Source organism: Vibrio sp. R11-SG3-ISO9, from assembly GCF_059834255.1.
Window position 1 is genome coordinate 26,397 of sequence record NZ_JCBDGU010000009.1, and the last position, 17,123, is coordinate 43,519.

Below are 17,123 nucleotides of genomic sequence, written 5' to 3' on the forward strand. Positions count from 1 at the left end.
GTATTTATGGTGCGACTCATCTCGTTGCCACTGCCATTGGCTAAAGGCAGTTAAGTCATATTGACAATGACACACTCTGAACGGTTTATCGCAAGGAACAGTTAATGAGAAGCTTCTCTCAAATCATCTCCGCTTGTGAGTGGGAAAATCAACACATTACACATCATAACGTTCTGGAAGCGCATGCTCCTTTGAAGGCGTATGCCTCTCGAGAAGGTGCTATTACACGAACAGCTTCGAATACCAAATCTTTAAATGGTGTCTGGAAGTTTCAGCTGTTTGATGCGCCAGAGTTAGTTAGTGAAGCCATGGTTGCAGAGCATTTTGACGATGCAACCTGGAACTCGATTGAGGTTCCGAGTAACTGGCAGATGCAAGGCTATGACAAACCGATTTATACCAATGTGAAGTATCCGTTTGCAGATACCCCGCCATTTGTGCCTCGAGATAACCCGACAGGGCTATACCGAACCTCTTTTCAATGCACAGAGCAAGCATTGGCGAATACCCACAGAATTGTGTTCGATGGCGTCAACTCTGCTTTTCATTTGTGGTGTAACGGCAAGTGGGTTGGCTATTCACAAGACAGCCGTTTGCCAGCTGAGTTTGACCTATCGGCGTTTGTCAAAGCGGGAGAAAACGCGTTAGCAGTTATGGTGTTACGCTGGTCAGATGGCTCGTATCTTGAAGACCAAGATATGTGGTGGCTGAGCGGCATATTCCGCGACGTTACATTGCTCACTAAGCCGAAGACAGCGATCGAAGACGTAAAAATCGAAACTCAATTTGACGCTGCCTATCGCGACGCGCAGCTCTGTGTTGATGTGAAAATATCAAAAAACAGTGATGAGAGTAGTGATGCTCATCAGGTAAAAATTGAACTGTATGATGCGCAAGGTCAGAAAGTCATTGAACCTGATGTTGTCGGTTTTGGCCAACGATATGTCGATGAAAAAGGGCCTTGGCAGGAAGTGGCATACAGCCAAAATTCCGTTGCTAACCCCAAAAAATGGAGTGCTGAGTCTCCCTATCTCTATCGCTGTGTTATCTCGTTAGAGAATGAACAAGGCGAACTACTTGATTGTGAGGCCTACGATGTCGGTTTTCGCAGTGTCGAGATCAGCGATGGGCTGCTTATAGTAAATGGTAAGCCGCTGCTAATTCGAGGGGTGAATCGACACGAGCATCACCCTGAACTCGGGCATACCATGACTCGCGAGGGCATGATTCAAGACATTAAGCTCATCAAGCAAAACAACTTCAACGCGGTGCGAACCGCTCATTATCCTAATCACCCACTTTGGTATGAACTGTGTGATGAATATGGGTTGTACTTGGTTGATGAGGCAAACATCGAAACACACGGGCAAGTACCCATGTGCCGCCTATCAGACGATGCCTCTTGGCTAAATGCTTATATGCGTCGCATGACTCGCTTGGTCGAACGCGATAAAAATCACCCTAGCGTGATCATTTGGTCACTGGGCAATGAGTCAGGGATTGGCCGTAACCATCATGCACTCTATCAATGGGTTAAACAGAGCGACCCAACTCGACCTGTTCAATATGAAGGAGGTGGGGCGGATACCGCAGCTACCGATATTCTGTGCCCGATGTATGCGCGCGTGGATTGGGACTTACCTGTTGTCGCTCATCAACCAGAAGTGACGCCGCGTGTCGGAATTCGCAAAGCGATTGCATTGCCGAATGAGCAGCGTCCGCTGATTTTATGTGAGTACGCACACGCGATGGGCAACAGCTTGGGTAGCTTTGATAAATACTGGCAAGCCTTTCGCGATAATCCAAGGCTGCAAGGTGGTTTTATCTGGGACTGGGTTGATCAAGGCATCACCAAAACCGAAGCACAAAGTAAGCCTTATTGGGGCTATGGTGGCGATTTTGGTGATGAGATTAATGATCGTCAGTTCTGTATCAATGGATTGGTGTTTCCAGACCGAACCCCGCACCCGAGCTTGTTCGAGGTAAAAAAAGCGCAACAGTTTTATCAATTCGCTCTGATATCGACTGAGCCTTTAGTGATTGAAGTGCGCAGCGAGAAGCTATTTTGCTCAAGTGATAAAGAAACCCTTTATTGGTCGATTGCTCAAGATGGAGAAGAGCAAAGTTGTGGCAACATTGAACTGTTGTTAGAACCAGAGTCCAGCATTCAGATTGAGTTAGATGGCATTGTGCTTCCTCAAAAGGCCAATGCGCTCAACCACCTAAATCTAGAAGTGAGATTACATCAAGATACTAAGTGGGCAAGTAAAGGTCACGTTACAGCAACCGAGCAACTCACTTTACCTACATCATCACAACTGGTGCTGGATGATAATATCTCTGAGCATCCACCGCAGGTCATCGAGAGTGAAGAGCGACTCGCTATTGTCGGTGCGCGTTATCGCGTTGAGTTCGACCGCATAACGGGCTATGTGGAAAGTTGGTTGAAAGACGGTGTTGAACAGCTTGCCAGTGGCATCCGTGATAACTTCTATCGTGCACCACTGGATAATGATATTGGTGTGAGTGAAGCAAATCGCGTTGATCCCAACTCATGGATAGCGCGATGGCAAGTCGCGGGATTAAATTCTCTGACGCCAGAGTGCATTGATTTCTCCTTCTTCACGCATGAAAACAAAGTGTTTGTGATGTCGAAAATTGCTCATGTTGTTGAAGGGCAAGTACGCCTATTGTCGACTTGGCAATATCAATTGTTCTCTGATGGCGAAGTGATTATCGATGTGCATGTTCAGGCCGCCAAAGGTCTGCCATCACTGCCACGTGTTGGTTTATCCTTCGCGCTAAAAGAGACGTCGAATGAGGTGACATGGTTTGGTCGTGGGCCACATGAAAACTACCCAGACAGAAAAAGCTCGGCTCATATTGGTCGCTATCAGCAGAGCATAGAGCAGATGCATACTCCTTATATTTTCCCGTCCGATTGTGGGTTGCGTTGTGATGTGCGTAAAGCCGTTATTGGCGGATTTAAATTACAGGGCGATTTTCATTTTTCGGTCAGCCGCTTTGGACAGCAGCAACTTGTGCAGGCCAAACACCCTTGTGATCTCACCGAGCAAGACCAGTTGTTTGTTTACATCGATGGCTTTCATATGGGGGTTGGTGGAGATGATTCATGGACGCCAAGTGTGCATGATGAGTTCAAATTAACACAAGAGCACTACCGTTATCAGGTTCGATTCTTTGGTGCATAGAGGCTTGATGGTCTGCTTGTAGAGCAAAAGGATCATGGTAGGCCAAATGCTACAGTAACCTAAATGAACTGAAAGTCGACTCAAATAAAAAGGCACCCAACATCATGTTGGGTGCCTTTGTTTTTGTAGTGGTTTTAGAACGATGTTAAAGCTTTGACTTACTCTGCGTCAGTAAAGAAATCGTTGTAAAGCATGTACAAGTGAGCTGCACTCCAAGAGAAGTTTGGCGCACCTTGCTGCTCACCGTTTAATGGGTTGTAGTTCTCGCGGATAGGACCGTCTTGTACCAAGCCATCAGCGTGGTCGAAGAAAGCGCCTGCCATTTCAATCGCATCATCACGGTAACCGTAGCTGTCCATTCCTTTCAGGCCGAAGTAAAACTGGTCTACCCATACGCGTCCACGCCAGTAAATATCTGGGCCGAATGCTGGATTAGATAGCGCTGCAGTGCCCAGTGGTACGTAGGTGTTGAACTCTGAGGTGTCTTTCATCACAGAGACCACCGCATCCGCGTGTGCTTGGGTTGCTGCACCGTTGAACAGTGGTGACCAACCTTCAGGGCCTTTGCCACGTTCTACAATCGGTTTACCAGCACAACCATTGGCTAACGGCTTATCTTCAATACGAATGTCGTAGTAGAAGTTCGTGCCTTCATCGAACATACAGGTGTTGATATAGTTCGATAGGTGCTCAGCCTTTTCACGGAACTCTTTCGCTTCCGCTTCTTTGCCTAAGATGTCAGCCATTTCCGCTAGGTACTTGTTATCGCTGTACATGTAGCTTGCTTGGTCAACGGACTCTTGTAGCAGTGAGTAGCCTAACAGGGTGCCGTCTTCCGCGCGGTTTTGAGCGAATTCAACATCCCAATCACTGCGTTTTCCGCCGTTGGCAACGTAGGCGTCTAGCTGGTCTTTATCGATGAAACCAAAGGCTGCCGCATCATCACGACCTGATTCCCAAGATGCCGCGGTTTGAGCTGGGCTCTCGATGTAGTCATAGTTACCTTCTGCAATCACTTTATCCAGTGCCGCTTGACCGACGACGGTCTCGTGTTTGTCGCCACGAACCACAGTAAAGTACATTTCGCCTTCTAGTGTGTTGTGTGCTTTATCACGCGCTGCGCCATACTCTGGAACGCCATTGCCATTGTTATCACGGTTACGTAGCCACCAGTCGTGGTAAGCCACTAGCTTTGGATACATCTCTTCTAGCCAAGCTTCATCGCTGGTGGTTTTGTAAACTTCCATTACCGCCCATGCCGCTAGGCTAGGCTTGGTGTTACGTTCGTTCCAGTTACCACCGTCACCGCCACGCTCTGGGCTTAGGTTGTAAGCCAATAGATCTGGCACGTAACCTTCATCCCAAGGGCGAACAGGGTCGTCAGCTTGAATTTGGTAGGCAAACATTGCGCGGATGTTGTCTTTCGCTACGTCTGGGTTGAAGTGCGCCATCGCGTAAGCTTGTTTCCATGTATCCCATGGCCATGTTTGGTTGCCTGAGAACCAACGCGCCGTTACCGAAGGTGTTACAGAGTCAAACTCCATCGCACCGGCTGCGGCACGCCAGTTACCGTTTAGGGTTTCCATCGCTTTTACCGCAACACGCTCTTGCTCTGGCGTCGCATTCGGGTTGGTTAACCCCATCTCTAGGTAACCTTCCCAGCGCGCTTCCGATGCCGCTAAGAAATCGGTAGGGTTTGCCATGATCTTTTTGATCTCAGGCTGTTCCGCTTTTGCTTCTTCTGCCGTTAACACGTGTGAGTATGTGGTGTAGATGGTGGTTGATTCTTCAATACTTGCAGTTGAAGTAAACGTTAAGCCATCGACCTTGGTTTGGGTTGGAATCGATTTATGAACTTGGTACTCAGACTCGCCTGAAGTCAGCAGATCCCACGTTGAACGCACTTTACCGAAAGTGACCTTTAGACCGTCGTCGGTTGCAACGATTTGGCGATTGTAATCAGGGTAAGTCTCGGCAATGGTTTTATCGGTTTGCGCGACGCCTTCTTTCGCGTGTGTTTTTTCAAGCAGTTCACCGTCCCACACCAACTCAACTGGCGAGTCAGTGGTGATTTTAGTCTCCAGTAGAGAGGTACGGTTAGAAGCGAAACGCATTGTCATCTCGACCGTTACATCGTCAGATTTTAGGGTCTGAATCAATGCGCCCGGTAGGCTGTAAGCTTCCATCGTGAATTCAACTTTTTTGCCATCTTTGAACACGCTTAGGCGGTCAAAGTTATCCGCCATGAAGTTAATGTATTCTTCAGTAAGTAGCGCCGTTCCAGGGAAGCCACCCATGCCTTCAGCTGTGTCTGGTAGCAAATGACCGTGCCATGCTCCTAGGTCGAAGAACGGGTTAAAACGTTGATGGTCATCGAAGTCGTAGTCTCGCATGTATTCTGGTGAGCCAGTGCGGTCGATAACGTTCTTAAATTGGTTTGCTTGAAGCTCTTCAGAGCCTGTATTTGATGCGCAACCAGTAACAACAAGTGCTGCGCCAATAGCGATAGCTGCGAATGATTTGTTCAGTTTCATAGTGATTTCCTGTTATTACCAGTAGAAGTATTGCATTGCGAACACTTGTGCGTCGCCAATTTCAGTGTCGCTACCTACGCCAAAGCGGCTATCGAAAGCAGTCGCAAACGCGCCGTTTCCGTATTCGTACCAAACACCTGCGTTGATGTAAGAAGTGATCTCTTTTTCGCCGTTATCACCATCAAAGTTGACGTAGTTGTAGGCAGCAGATAGGTAAACACCTTGTGCGGCTTCGTACCAAGCGCTGGTTTGAATACCAGACTCGCTACCAAACGATTCTTGGTTGCCTTTGTCAGTGTCGTGCCAAACACGAGTAGCAAAGTTTTTGTACTCGGCACCTAATAGTAGAAGTTCGCCACCGTCGTTGTTACGAACTTCACCGCCACCCATTAGCGTTAGGTCGTCAGTCAGGTCGTATTGGACATAACCGTTGACCATGGCGTTTTTGTCTTTCCATTGGTCTGCAAAGTTGTCGTATTTACCGAAGTGAATCAACGCATCGTCTTCTGAAAAGTCAGATTCTGGAGCGAAGGAAACGCTGTAGCGCAGCTTGCCTTCTAGGTTTTGGATCTTCACACCCACGTGTACGTCACGAGTGTTTGAGATCGCGTAGCCGTACTCTACCGTTGGGTCACCCCACCATTGAACGTCATCAAGAGATGAGTCCATACGACCGACAATAAATTCTGTTTTTGCATCAGTGCGGTAACCTGCGTAAAAGCGGTTAAAACCACCTTCGAAGCCGCCCCAACCGTGGCCAGTCGCCCATGCATTGCCTTCGTCATCGGCTTGAACTGTCCAGCCTTCCATGTAAGCAAGACCAAACCAATTGCCATGCTCGATAGCCAAGCCTGCTTCAATGTAAGTGCCGTCTGCGTAGCGGCCTTTGTCATCACCTTCTAGGGCAACATGACCACCAAGGCCAAGCTCACCATAGAAGTCAAAAAGTGTTTCAGATTCTGTTTTAGGGGGCTGAGTGTCGCTGTGGTTAGCAGCGGTTTCATTAGCGTGGGCATTCGCCGTTAGAGCAGCAAGAATACAACTAGTAATAAGAGTAATTTTAGTAAAACTAGGTTTCATTTTATTCACTTCTGTTTCGGGTTGATAAATGAAGCTTCGTAGGTTGTTCTGACTTCTAATATGGGTTGCTCTTCAAGGCGTATACGGTCAGCTCACTTACGATCGCAAAACCGATATTAATGATTATTTTCGTGTTTAAAATTAAATCACTCTAAAAGTGTGATCTATTTTAGTAAAATATTTACCTGCATTTTATTTTGAGGTTTAGTTGAATTTATAGGCAAATAGTTAGTGTGGGAAGTATCTGATAATTGAATGAAAATTAAGGAATAGAACAAGGGAAATAAAAAGGCACTCACCAAATGAGGAGTGCCTTAGAATTTTTAACAAGGATGTAGGATTGGCTTAGGCGTTTACTGGTTCTGGTCGTGCTTCTAGCTTTTTCTCTTCTGCAGACAAGCTTTTCTCGTATTGACCGTATTTCCACCATGCGTAACCCAAGAAGATCACGATGCCGCCGACGTTATAGAAGATGATGGTCATGATGTCAGCACCCGTTGGGAAGGTCGATGCAAAGAAACCCACGGTAAAGATGCTGATAAGAATCGATACCGCAGCGATACCAACAGGGCGAGAACCCATGCGGAAATCACGTGGTAGGTGATCGAGTTTCAGGCGCAAATGTAGGTACGCGATCATGATGAACAGTGGCGGTAGCATAGAAGCTGCTGCAGTCATGTTGATGATGGTGCTCATCAAATCTTGCACCGTGTCAGACGCGAGTGTTGGGATGAACATCAACGGAATCACGATGAAGAACTGAACCCAAGCAGCACGCTCCGGTACGCCTTGTTTGTTAAGAGCGACTGTCTTCTCACCAAAAATACCTTTAGGAATTTCAGAGAAGAAAATCTTAACCGGTGTTGCTGTCCACATCAGTAGCGAGCCTAACATCGCAGTGAAAGAAACGATGCCCACAAAGCGATTCATAAGAATTTCAGGTAAGCCGAAGTAGAGTGCTAAGCCTTCAAAAACCTGTACTGAACCACCAGTGAATTTAAGCTCTTCGCGAGATACGAATACGTTAGCCAGGATAGAACCCACCGAGTACAGCGCACCAATAAAAATACCCGCAATGATGATTACTTTAACGAAAGACTTGTGACCGCCTTTGATGTCGTTTACGTAAACCGCGACCGACTCTGCACCGCCAGCGGCCATGAAGATCCAGGTGATTACACCTAGGAATGCCCAGTTAAAGTTTGGCGTCATTGCTTCAATGGTGATTGGGTCTGCTGGCTCGATACCACCGATCAACGCACCGCCTGACAACAAAATGTAAGACATGGTCAGAAGCAGCATTAGTGACGAAGTTAATGAGGTGATAGGGCCTAATAGTTTCGCGCCGTTGTTAGAGATGTGCGTCGCGACCGCAAACAAAATGGTACTCAATATCGCGGTGGTCATTGGCGTGAAGATGTACTCGAAACCTAAGAACGCATAAGACGCGTAAGCGATGATTCTAGGCAGCAGGGACGTGAAAAAGAATAGGTTAACAAACCAGTATGTGTAAGCTGAAATAAACGCCCAGCGGCCGCCTAGAGAGCTTTTAACCCATGAGTAAACACCCGCTTCTGAGTCTTTATTCAGGGATACGAACTCAGCAACAATCAGACAGAAAGGAACAAAATAAAAGATGGTTGCTAAAAAGAACATCGGAGCTGAAGAGAGGCCGATTTCGATGTTGTTGTTAATGATGTTATTGAAGCTATATACCGCCGCGAAGGTCATAGACAGTAGGGCAAACTTGCCTATCGTACTGCGTTTATTATCGGACATGATGTTCTCCGGTGAATCACGTTGATGATCGTTAGTACTTGGTTCTAGAGAGGAAAATCTAGACCGCGTTTTTATTATTGTGTTGGTTTGCTAACTCCCTTTCTTAAAGAGGGGGAGAGCGATTATTGTTGTTATTTTTACGATCGGTCTTCTCTGCGTTTATGGCTCTTTAAGTAAATTTATTACTTGGTGGAGACTATATTTAACAAAGAAGAGGATGGAAGACTTGAGCATCTACACTTCGACTATTTAAAGGCTTGTAGGGACTTTGTGTCGTTTTTTATTGTGTAGAATCGGCTATCTCTTCAACAAGAAGATTAAAGATTAGACGCCAATAAGTTAACTGAAATTAGTCAAATATGTGAGCTTGAGTAAATATATTTAGTTAATGTTTTACCTTGGTTTTTGTAGCTGTTTTATTTAGCGATTTATCGGTGTTTATGAGAGGTTTACACTTGACGGAATGGCGTTTTTATTATTGGTGATTGGATTTTAATATGTTGATTTAAATAGAAAAAGCGCCGTATTAGGCGCTTTTTTATAAATACTGAAGGTTAACTCAGGTTACGACTGCTTAGCCGTTTCTAGCTTAGCTTCTTTACCTGCTTGCTTCTTTTCAAAGCGAGAGATCCACCACCATGCAATGCCAGAGAATACCGCTGTCATAAATACGTTGATGAAGAAGGCTTGAACTAGGTCTACACCTGTTGGGAAGGCTGACGCTGTCATGCTCACAACGAAGATAGTAATCAGAACTGAAACCACAGCCATACCTTGAGTGCGAGTACCCATACGGAAATCACGCGGTGTGTCGTCATGCTTCAAGCGGAACACAAAGTACGCCACCATGATGAAGATAGGCGGTAGCATTGCGGTACCAGCTGTTAGGTTGATTGCAGTGTTCATCATGTCTTGTACTGATTCCGAGCCGAAGCCGTTAACCACAAGCATCACGAATACGAACGCAAACTGCCACCATGCTGCACGGACTGGAACACCATGTTCGTTTAGCTCTGTCGTTTTCTCACCGTAAACGCCTTTTGGAATTTCAGAGAAGTGGATTTTCACCGGTGCTGCTGTCCACATCATCATTGAGCCAAACATAGCAACGAATAGAACGATACCAACGAAGCGACCTACTAGAGATTCTGAGATGTTGAAGAACTGAGCCATGCCTGTGAAGATTTCAACCATACCACCCGCATAGGTTAGGTCTTCACGAGCAACGAACACGTTTACTAGCAGTGAGCCGACAGCGTACATTGAACCGATAGCGATACCTGCACCAATGATCACCTTGATGAATGACTTATGGCCACCTTTTACATCGTTTAGGTAAGCTGCCGCAGTTTCAGCACCGCCAGCTGCTTGGAATATCCAACACATAATGCCTAACGTTGCCCAGTTAATGGTCGGAGACATTGCTTGAAGCGTGATTGGCTCAGCTGGTACATGGTCGCCGCCTAGCGCCATTAGTGCACCGATAACGTAGATTGCGAATAGTGCGAATACACCGTAAGCCACGATTTCAGAGATCTTACCCAGCCAGCTCGCACCCTTAGTCGAAATGTGCGTTGCTGCGGCAAATAGAACAATAGAGATCACCGAAGTCACTAGTGGAGAGAAGGCGTATTCGTAGCCCAGCATCGCGTAAGAGGCGTAAGCAATGACGTTTGGTAGCAGAGATACAAACCAGAATAGGTTTACGAACCAGTATAGGAATGAACCTAGGTAAGCCGCTTTAGTTCCGAGTGGCTTTTTCAGCCAGTCATACATACCTGACTCAGAGTTCTTATTTGCTGAAACGAATTCGGCAATGATGAACACGAACGGGATGAAGTAGATAAGGGTCGCAAGCAAAAAGATAGGGGCAGAACTTAGTCCCAATTCGATATTGTTGTTTACGATGTTGCGAACGTTAAATACCGCTGCAAATGTCATGGAGAGTAGGGCAAATTTGCCTAACTTTCCGCGTACAGATTCAGACATAGTAGTGTCCTCCGGGAATCACGTAATTATAGTAGTTATGGTACTAAGTCTTTATTCGGTGACTTAGAGAGTTAATTATTCAGTGAGCCTTGAACGGCAAGGCTCACTCTGCGAATAGATAGGGTTGTTGTTATTTGTTGAGGAAGTAACCGTCTTCAATGGTCACTTTCAATACCACTTTGCGAACTCGGCTATCACCGTGGAAACGGTAAGCCTGGTTGTTGTCAAAAATGGCCACTTGGCCTTCTGCCAGCTCACGAGTTTCGCCGTTGCCCACTAAGTGTTCACGGTCGGTCTCATCGCTGTAAGCTTGGGTTTGCTCTAGCTCTGACTTCGCTGCGAACTCAACCGTTTCACGGCCTTCTAGGTAGTAGTGCACATCGAAGTAACGACGATTACCGGTGAAGTTTTCTGTGCTGCGAGCCACGCCGTCTTCAATCATGTAGGCCAGTGAGTCACCAATTGAATACATCACGCCATCTTTGATGTTGCCGATGTTTTCAATCGCTTCTACACAGCGTTGCCATTTACGACCATCACGGTAGACGACTTTAAATTGTTCTAAGTTCTCTAAAACGATCATCGTTTATGCCTCGTTCAGTTGTGGTTGAGCTTTTGGCGCATTGACCGTAAAAAACTCATCGCCAAAGTTGTGATTGATTAGGTGCTGCGCGTCGCAATCGCCTGCTTGGAATGGAATCAGAGTTAAGCCGTAGCGGAACTCATCCATATACACGCGGTAAGAGTCGAGCACTTCGCTGCCCCAAGAGTTGGATCCTAAGCCCATTACTTGGTGATCTAGGTTTAGCGTGATGTAACCGCTTTTCTCTAGCTCAATGGTGTGTTGTGCTTGGTGCAGGTTTTGATTGGTGTAGAACCATGCACTGAAGTTGATTTCTTGCTGTGGTTTTACTGCAATACCATTACCCGCGCGGCTTGAAAGCGCAGCCCAACGAACATGTTGGCGGTTGCCGTTGTTCTGTGGGAACGGGTAGTTCTCGAACATGTCTGCAACCGTTGATTGGTACACATCAATCATGTTGGCTTGCTGGCTGTCTTGGTAGTTCTCTTCAGGGCCACGACCGTAGTATTGAACTTGGTCGAAGTCGCCATTGATGCCCATATCGAAACCAATCACTGGAATCACATGAGGGTATTCACCGTAACGCTCGCCGCTTAGCTCAACGTTCAATTGGCCTTCAGCATTAACTTGGTAGCGGTATTCACAACGCATACCGAAGTCGAATACTGGTGGAGCAATGATGCTGGTGGTCGTGATTTCAACCTTGCCATTATTCTCTTCCACGTTAAGCGTGCGGAAGTGCTCTTGCATGATCTGTAGGTGTGCAGGTTCCCAGTAACCATCGTGCTCTTGCTTATGGTTATCGATCATTGGCTTGAAGAAGTTGATTCGTGGTTCTGACTTAATCATCTCTTCGCCATTGACCAACCATGACGTCAGCTTGCCGTTCACTTTCGAGAAGTTCAGTGTAAAGTTATGACCTTTGATTAGATAAGCGAGACGAGACTCTTCAACATTCAGTGCCGTTGCATTGTTGTTGGTGAAGGCTTCTAGCTGTGCTGTATTCTCTTTCACTTGGAACTGGTACACCGCAATGTCGTGGTTCGCTTCGCTGTAAGGCGTGCGAGAATCTTTACGCACAGTAAAGTTCACAAACACTTCGCGCTCATCAAGCTCTGGCAAGTTAAGTGCCAGTTCACGGCTAGAGTTTTCAGCCAACTCTTCAACCTTGATGTGTTGTACTGCAATGGTTTCGCCTTCAGCACGAACTTCTGCAGTGATGGTGTAGTCATCAATGTTTGAGAACCACAGCTTGTTATCAACGGTGAAGGTGCCGTCTTCAGAATTGAAGTCGCGGATCTTCACTGGTGCGATAACCTGCTTGTACTCTTTTAAGCCTGGGCCCGGTGTTTGGTCTGGGTAGATCAAACCGTCCATGCAGAAGTTGTAGTTGTTCGGGTAGTCACCGTAGTCACCGCCGTACTTGTAGAACTCGGTACCCGCTTCATCACGAGCTAAGATGCCGTGATCACACCATTCCCAAACGTAGTGACCTTGAATTGCATCATGCTTGTAGAACACGTTTTGGTATTCAGTTAAGCCGCCTGGGCCGTTACCCATTGCGTGTGCGTATTCACAGATAATGCGTGGTTTTTCGTGTGGGTACTCGCCGAAGGCATTCATTAGTTGAGCACGTGAGTACATGGTAGAGATAACATCAACCACTTCAGCATCACGGTCTTCTTCGTAGTGAACCAGACGTGTGTCATCAATCGCTTTTGCTGCATCGTACATAGCACGGATGTTGCAGCCGTAGCCTGATTCGTTACCTAGCGACCACATGATGATAGAAGGGTGGTTCTTCTGAGCGTGAATATGACGTTCGATACGTTCAACAAACACAGCTTCCCATGCTGGATCGTTAGTGATGCGGCTTAGGTCGCCAACGTTAGCAAAGCCGTGTGTTTCGACATCGGTTTCGCCCATGACAAATAGGCCGTAGATATCGCATAGCTCGTAGAAGCGTGGGTCGTTCGGGTAGTGTGCGGTACGTACTGAGTTGATGTTGTGTTGTTTCATCAACACCAAGTCTTTTTCTACGCGATCCATGCCAACTGCACGACCTTTTAGGTGGTCGTTGTCATGACGGTTTACGCCATGCAGCATCACGTATTTGTTGTTGATGTAGAACAGACCATCGAGAACTTTAATGTCACGGAAACCAACGCGTTGTGGAATCACTTCTAGCACTTTGCCGTCTGCATCTTTTAGCGTCAGCAGCAATTGGTAAAGGTATGGGTTTTCAGCGTTCCATTGAACAGGGTTCACGACATCGATAGAGAATTGAGTGTTCGCATTGCCGCCAGTCTGCTGGTTAGGAACCGTTAAGTTATCTACAGAGCCTTGGGAGATAACTTGGCTTCCATCAAGCAATGCGTACTCAAGAGTTGCGTTTGTCGCTGCTGCTAGGTTTTCTAGAGCAACGTTGCACGAAAGAGTAGCGCTTTGGTAAGCGTCGTCAAAATCAGTGCGAATCGTTAAGTCTTGAACATGAAGTTGTTCTTTACCAACAAGGTAAACATCACGGAAGATACCGCCTGTCCACCACATATCTTGGTCTTCAATGTAGGTGGAGTCGGCCCACTGCATCACGCGAATAGATAGCAGGTTGTTGCCCGCTTTTACGTGGCTAGAGATATCGAATTCAGCAGTCAGACGGCTGCCCTTGCTGAAACCGACATAGTCACCGTTTACGTAAACTTCAAAGTAAGTCTCTACACCATCAAACTTGATGATGGTCTGTTTGTCGTTCCAGCTGTCGCCAAGGAAGAAAGAGCGTTGGTATGCGCCCGTTGGGTTATCTGACGGTACGAAAGGTACATCAATTGGGAATGGGAAACCTTCATCTGTGTATTGAAGATCGCCGTGGCCTTCCATTTGCCACATGTTTGGTACCGTAATATGGCCCCAATCGCTCATCTCTTGAGAGTAAAACTCTTCAGGAACCAAGAGCGGGTTAGTGAAGTAGCTGAAATTCCATTGACCACTCAGTAGTTGGAAGTGACTGCTTAGTTCACGTTGAAATGTCTTAGCTGTTTTTTCTGATGCGTATGAGAAGAAGTAAGCACGTGGTGCCATACGGTTCTCATGTAAGTTCAGGAAGTTTTCCCAGTTGTTCACGTTGCCTCTCTCTCGGCCTATTTGAATGCTAGCCGACGTTCTTATGCGTAATTGGGTCGTAGTGAATACGAGTATTTTTTGGACTGAGGTAATTATTAGTAAAAGTTTTACTAAATGAAATTAGTGAAAACGTTTTACTTTAACTGCATCACATTTTTTAAGGGCTTTTTACAACGTGGTGTGATCGACTTAAAAGAATGCTGTGTGGTGGAAAGGTGGGCAAATTTAGGCGATTTTAGGAAGAGGTTTAGATAGTTTTCTTGATACAAAAAAGCCACCTCTAGAGAAGGTGGCTTTATCTATCTGTATGAAATTAAAAGATTATTTTGTGGTGTCTCTTAGCTTCAGCTTGCTTGGGACGTAAACACGAAGTGGGATGGTGCGCCCATCACGAGCTTTCTCGATCAGTAGGTTAACGCCTTGAATTCCCATCAGTTCAGAGTGAATACGAACCGTTGATAAAGATGGGAAAGTAAACTTAGCCGTAGGGATATCATTGACGCTGATCAGAGCGATGTCTTCAGGAATGTTCAATCCATGCTCATGAATAGCACGTAATACGCCAATTGCGATGGAATCTGATGCAATAAACATCGCTTTTGGGTAGTCGCCAGTTTCTAACATCTGCTTCGCTAACTTATAGCCTGACAAGCTTGAGAAATCTCCACGATAGATATCTTGTTCACTCACTACTTGTTTCAAAAGGCCGTACTCTGCGAAAGCGACTTCACGAATATCCGGTGTGTTTACGTCATCTTGGCCACCGATAAAGCCGATGCGGTCGTAGCCTTGGTTAATAAAGAAGTTGGTGATCTCTTTACTGATTCGAGCTAAGTCGATATCAACGGAGTCGTATGGTTCTGAGTGATCAGTAAAGTCCACATAACAGATGTTATCAGTGAGTTTTTTCGCTTGCTCAATGACTTCTGGAGACATTCTACCAACAAGAAGAATACCTGTAATAGGGCTAGTGCTAGACTGTATTTTACTTTCATAACAGTTGGTTAGCTCTATATCCATCTTCTCACATTGGGTTTCAATTCCGTGGCGAATAGATAGGTAGTATGGATCGTTTACCTCAGCTTCTTGCTTGTAATTGTACAGCGCAAGAAAGTGATGGTGCTGCTTCTTACTGCTAACTGTTTTACGTGAGCTGCTGGTTTTGTACTCCAGCTTTTCTGCAATTTCAAAGATACGCCTTTTGGTCTCTTCCTTAACACTCAATGTTGGATCTTCATTAAGGACCCTTGAAACCGTCGCCAATGATACATTTGCTTCAGTTGCGATATCTTTTAACGTTGCCATACTCACTTCCTGTTATTGGAACACTGGGCTGCTCTAAACATAGATGAGCGAAAAAACCAGTGCACCTCTCTAATTCTGCAATGTCTATTGTAATGAAACTGGAAGTCATTGCATTAACTTTTAGTAAAATAAGTTCAGAACTCTTAGTGCATATCGCAAATTTTACTATTCATAATTATCTTATTTAAATTCAATGGATTAGGTTGCCAATCATTCATTTATCACGCCTTTCGCTCTGTGACCTATCTGTGAAACTTTGTGTAAACGTTTACACTTCGTGGTTTTGATCACAGAATTAGTTCCAAATTGACTGCTAGTATTTAATTAACGCGACGCTATTGAGTTTGGATATTCCACTTGAGTGTCATCAAGATTAAGAGAGAGGTTGATTGTGAAAGTACTGGTTACAGGCGGCATGGGGTACATCGGAAGTCATACTTGCATTCAAATGATGCAGGCAGGTATGGAGCCGATCATCGTTGATAACTTGTGTAACAGCAAAGAGTTGGTGCTTGAGAGAATCGAAGCATTAACGGGTCAACGTCCAACCTTTTACCTTGGCGATATTCGCGACGAATCTTTCCTCGATAACGTGTTTTCAGAAAACAACATTCAGGCTGTGATTCATTTTGCGGGCTTAAAAGCCGTGGGTGAATCAGTGGCTAAGCCTCTTGAATACTACGACAACAACGTAAATGGCTCTTTGGTTTTGGCTCGTTGCATGAAAAAAGCGGGCGTAAAAAGCATCGTATTCAGCTCTTCAGCTACGGTTTATGGCGACCCAGAGGTTGTGCCAATTACTGAAGATTCTCCTACAGGTGCAACAACTAACCCTTACGGGCGCAGTAAATACATGGTTGAAGAGTGTTTGAGCGATCTGTTTAACGCCGAAAACGATTGGAGCGTAACGCTGCTTCGCTACTTCAACCCGGTTGGCGCACACCCATCAGGCACTATGGGTGAAGACCCGCAAGGCATTCCAAACAACTTAATGCCATTTATCGCTCAAGTGGCCGTCGGTCGCCGTGAGAAGTTAGCGGTATTTGGTAACGATTACCCAACTCCAGATGGTACAGGCGTTCGTGATTACATCCACGTAACGGACTTAGCCGATGGCCACGTTGCAGCACTAAAAGCAGTAGGCGAGAAAGCGGGTTTGCATATCTACAACCTAGGCACAGGTAAAGGCTCAAGTGTTCTAGAGATGGTAGAAGCCTTTGCAAAAGCCTCTGGTAAGCCAGTCCCTTATGAGATTTGTCCACGTCGCCCGGGTGATATTGCTGAGTGCTGGGCAAGTACTGAAAAAGCCGAGCGAGATCTAGGTTGGAAGGCGACTCGCAGCGTTGATGAAATGACAGCGGATACGTGGAATTGGCAGTCGAACAACCCTAATGGTTATTCCCCTTCGTAATTGAAGCCGCAGCGTTGTTAGCTGCGCTCACCAATTCCAATCACATAGAAGATCTATGCTCATGGATATTGGAAAGCTTGCTGCCTAGCTGCAACTCCAATTTCATTGGG

General features: G+C 46.1%; 9 protein-coding genes. 2 read left to right on the forward strand and 7 right to left on the reverse strand.

Going from position 1 to position 17,123, the window contains the following annotated elements; genetic code table 11:
* Positions 1–104 precede the first annotated feature (104 nt).
* Positions 105–3,212, forward strand: a complete 3,108-nt coding sequence (locus tag AC6R05_RS02670; protein ID WP_500646529.1) for a beta-galactosidase — start codon at positions 105–107, stop codon at positions 3,210–3,212.
* 158 nt (positions 3,213–3,370) lie between these two features.
* Here the strand turns inward: AC6R05_RS02670 and ygjK are convergent, their stop codons facing one another.
* The 7 genes from ygjK to ebgR all read right to left on the reverse strand — a co-directional run bounded on the left by ygjK (position 3,371) and on the right by ebgR (position 15,602).
* Positions 3,371–5,746 (reverse strand): alpha-glucosidase, encoded by a 2,376-nt coding sequence (ygjK, locus tag AC6R05_RS02675; RefSeq protein ID WP_500646530.1) that lies wholly within the window; start codon positions 5,744–5,746, stop codon positions 3,371–3,373.
* 15 nt (positions 5,747–5,761) lie between these two features.
* Entirely contained in the window at positions 5,762–6,826 is a 1,065-nt protein-coding gene (gene ygjJ, locus AC6R05_RS02680) for a protein YgjJ (RefSeq protein WP_500646531.1), read from the reverse strand.
* 345 nt (positions 6,827–7,171) lie between these two features.
* Positions 7,172–8,605 carry an amino acid permease gene (locus AC6R05_RS02685; RefSeq protein WP_500646532.1) on the reverse strand — a complete coding sequence of 478 codons (1,434 nt, stop codon included), beginning with the start codon at positions 8,603–8,605 and terminating at the stop codon, positions 7,172–7,174.
* Positions 8,606–9,169: 564 nt separating this feature from the next.
* Complete coding sequence (locus tag AC6R05_RS02690; protein ID WP_500646533.1) at positions 9,170–10,594, reverse strand: amino acid permease; 1,425 nt, start codon at positions 10,592–10,594, stop codon at positions 9,170–9,172.
* 130 nt (positions 10,595–10,724) lie between these two features.
* A complete protein-coding gene (locus AC6R05_RS02695; RefSeq protein WP_500646534.1) occupies positions 10,725–11,177 on the reverse strand; it encodes a beta-galactosidase subunit beta in 453 nt (150 codons plus the stop codon).
* A 3-nt stretch (positions 11,178–11,180) separates the two neighbouring features.
* Positions 11,181–14,297 (reverse strand): beta-galactosidase subunit alpha, encoded by a 3,117-nt coding sequence (gene ebgA, locus AC6R05_RS02700; RefSeq protein WP_500646535.1) that lies wholly within the window; start codon positions 14,295–14,297, stop codon positions 11,181–11,183.
* A 321-nt stretch (positions 14,298–14,618) separates the two neighbouring features.
* Entirely contained in the window at positions 14,619–15,602 is a 984-nt protein-coding gene (ebgR, locus tag AC6R05_RS02705) for a transcriptional regulator EbgR (RefSeq protein ID WP_500646536.1), read from the reverse strand.
* A gap of 391 nt (positions 15,603–15,993) precedes the next feature.
* Here ebgR and galE point away from each other — a divergent pair, with 391 nt between their 5' ends.
* Positions 15,994–17,013: a UDP-glucose 4-epimerase GalE gene (gene galE, locus AC6R05_RS02710; RefSeq protein WP_500646537.1), complete on the forward strand. Its 1,020-nt coding sequence runs from the start codon at positions 15,994–15,996 to the stop codon at positions 17,011–17,013.
* Positions 17,014–17,123 lie beyond the last annotated feature (110 nt).

Excerpts from the sequence above, each read along its gene's own strand:
- AC6R05_RS02670 (WP_500646529.1), top strand. The coding sequence starts at position 105 with ATGAGAAGCTTCTCTCAAATCATCTCCGCTTGTGAGTGGGAAAATCAA.
- ygjK (WP_500646530.1), bottom strand. The coding sequence starts at position 5,746 with ATGAAACTGAACAAATCATTCGCAGCTATCGCTATTGGCGCAGCACTT.
- ygjJ (WP_500646531.1), bottom strand. The coding sequence starts at position 6,826 with ATGAAACCTAGTTTTACTAAAATTACTCTTATTACTAGTTGTATTCTT.
- AC6R05_RS02685 (WP_500646532.1), bottom strand. The coding sequence starts at position 8,605 with ATGTCCGATAATAAACGCAGTACGATAGGCAAGTTTGCCCTACTGTCT.
- AC6R05_RS02690 (WP_500646533.1), bottom strand. The coding sequence starts at position 10,594 with ATGTCTGAATCTGTACGCGGAAAGTTAGGCAAATTTGCCCTACTCTCC.
- AC6R05_RS02695 (WP_500646534.1), bottom strand. The coding sequence starts at position 11,177 with ATGATCGTTTTAGAGAACTTAGAACAATTTAAAGTCGTCTACCGTGAT.
- ebgR (WP_500646536.1), bottom strand. The coding sequence starts at position 15,602 with ATGGCAACGTTAAAAGATATCGCAACTGAAGCAAATGTATCATTGGCG.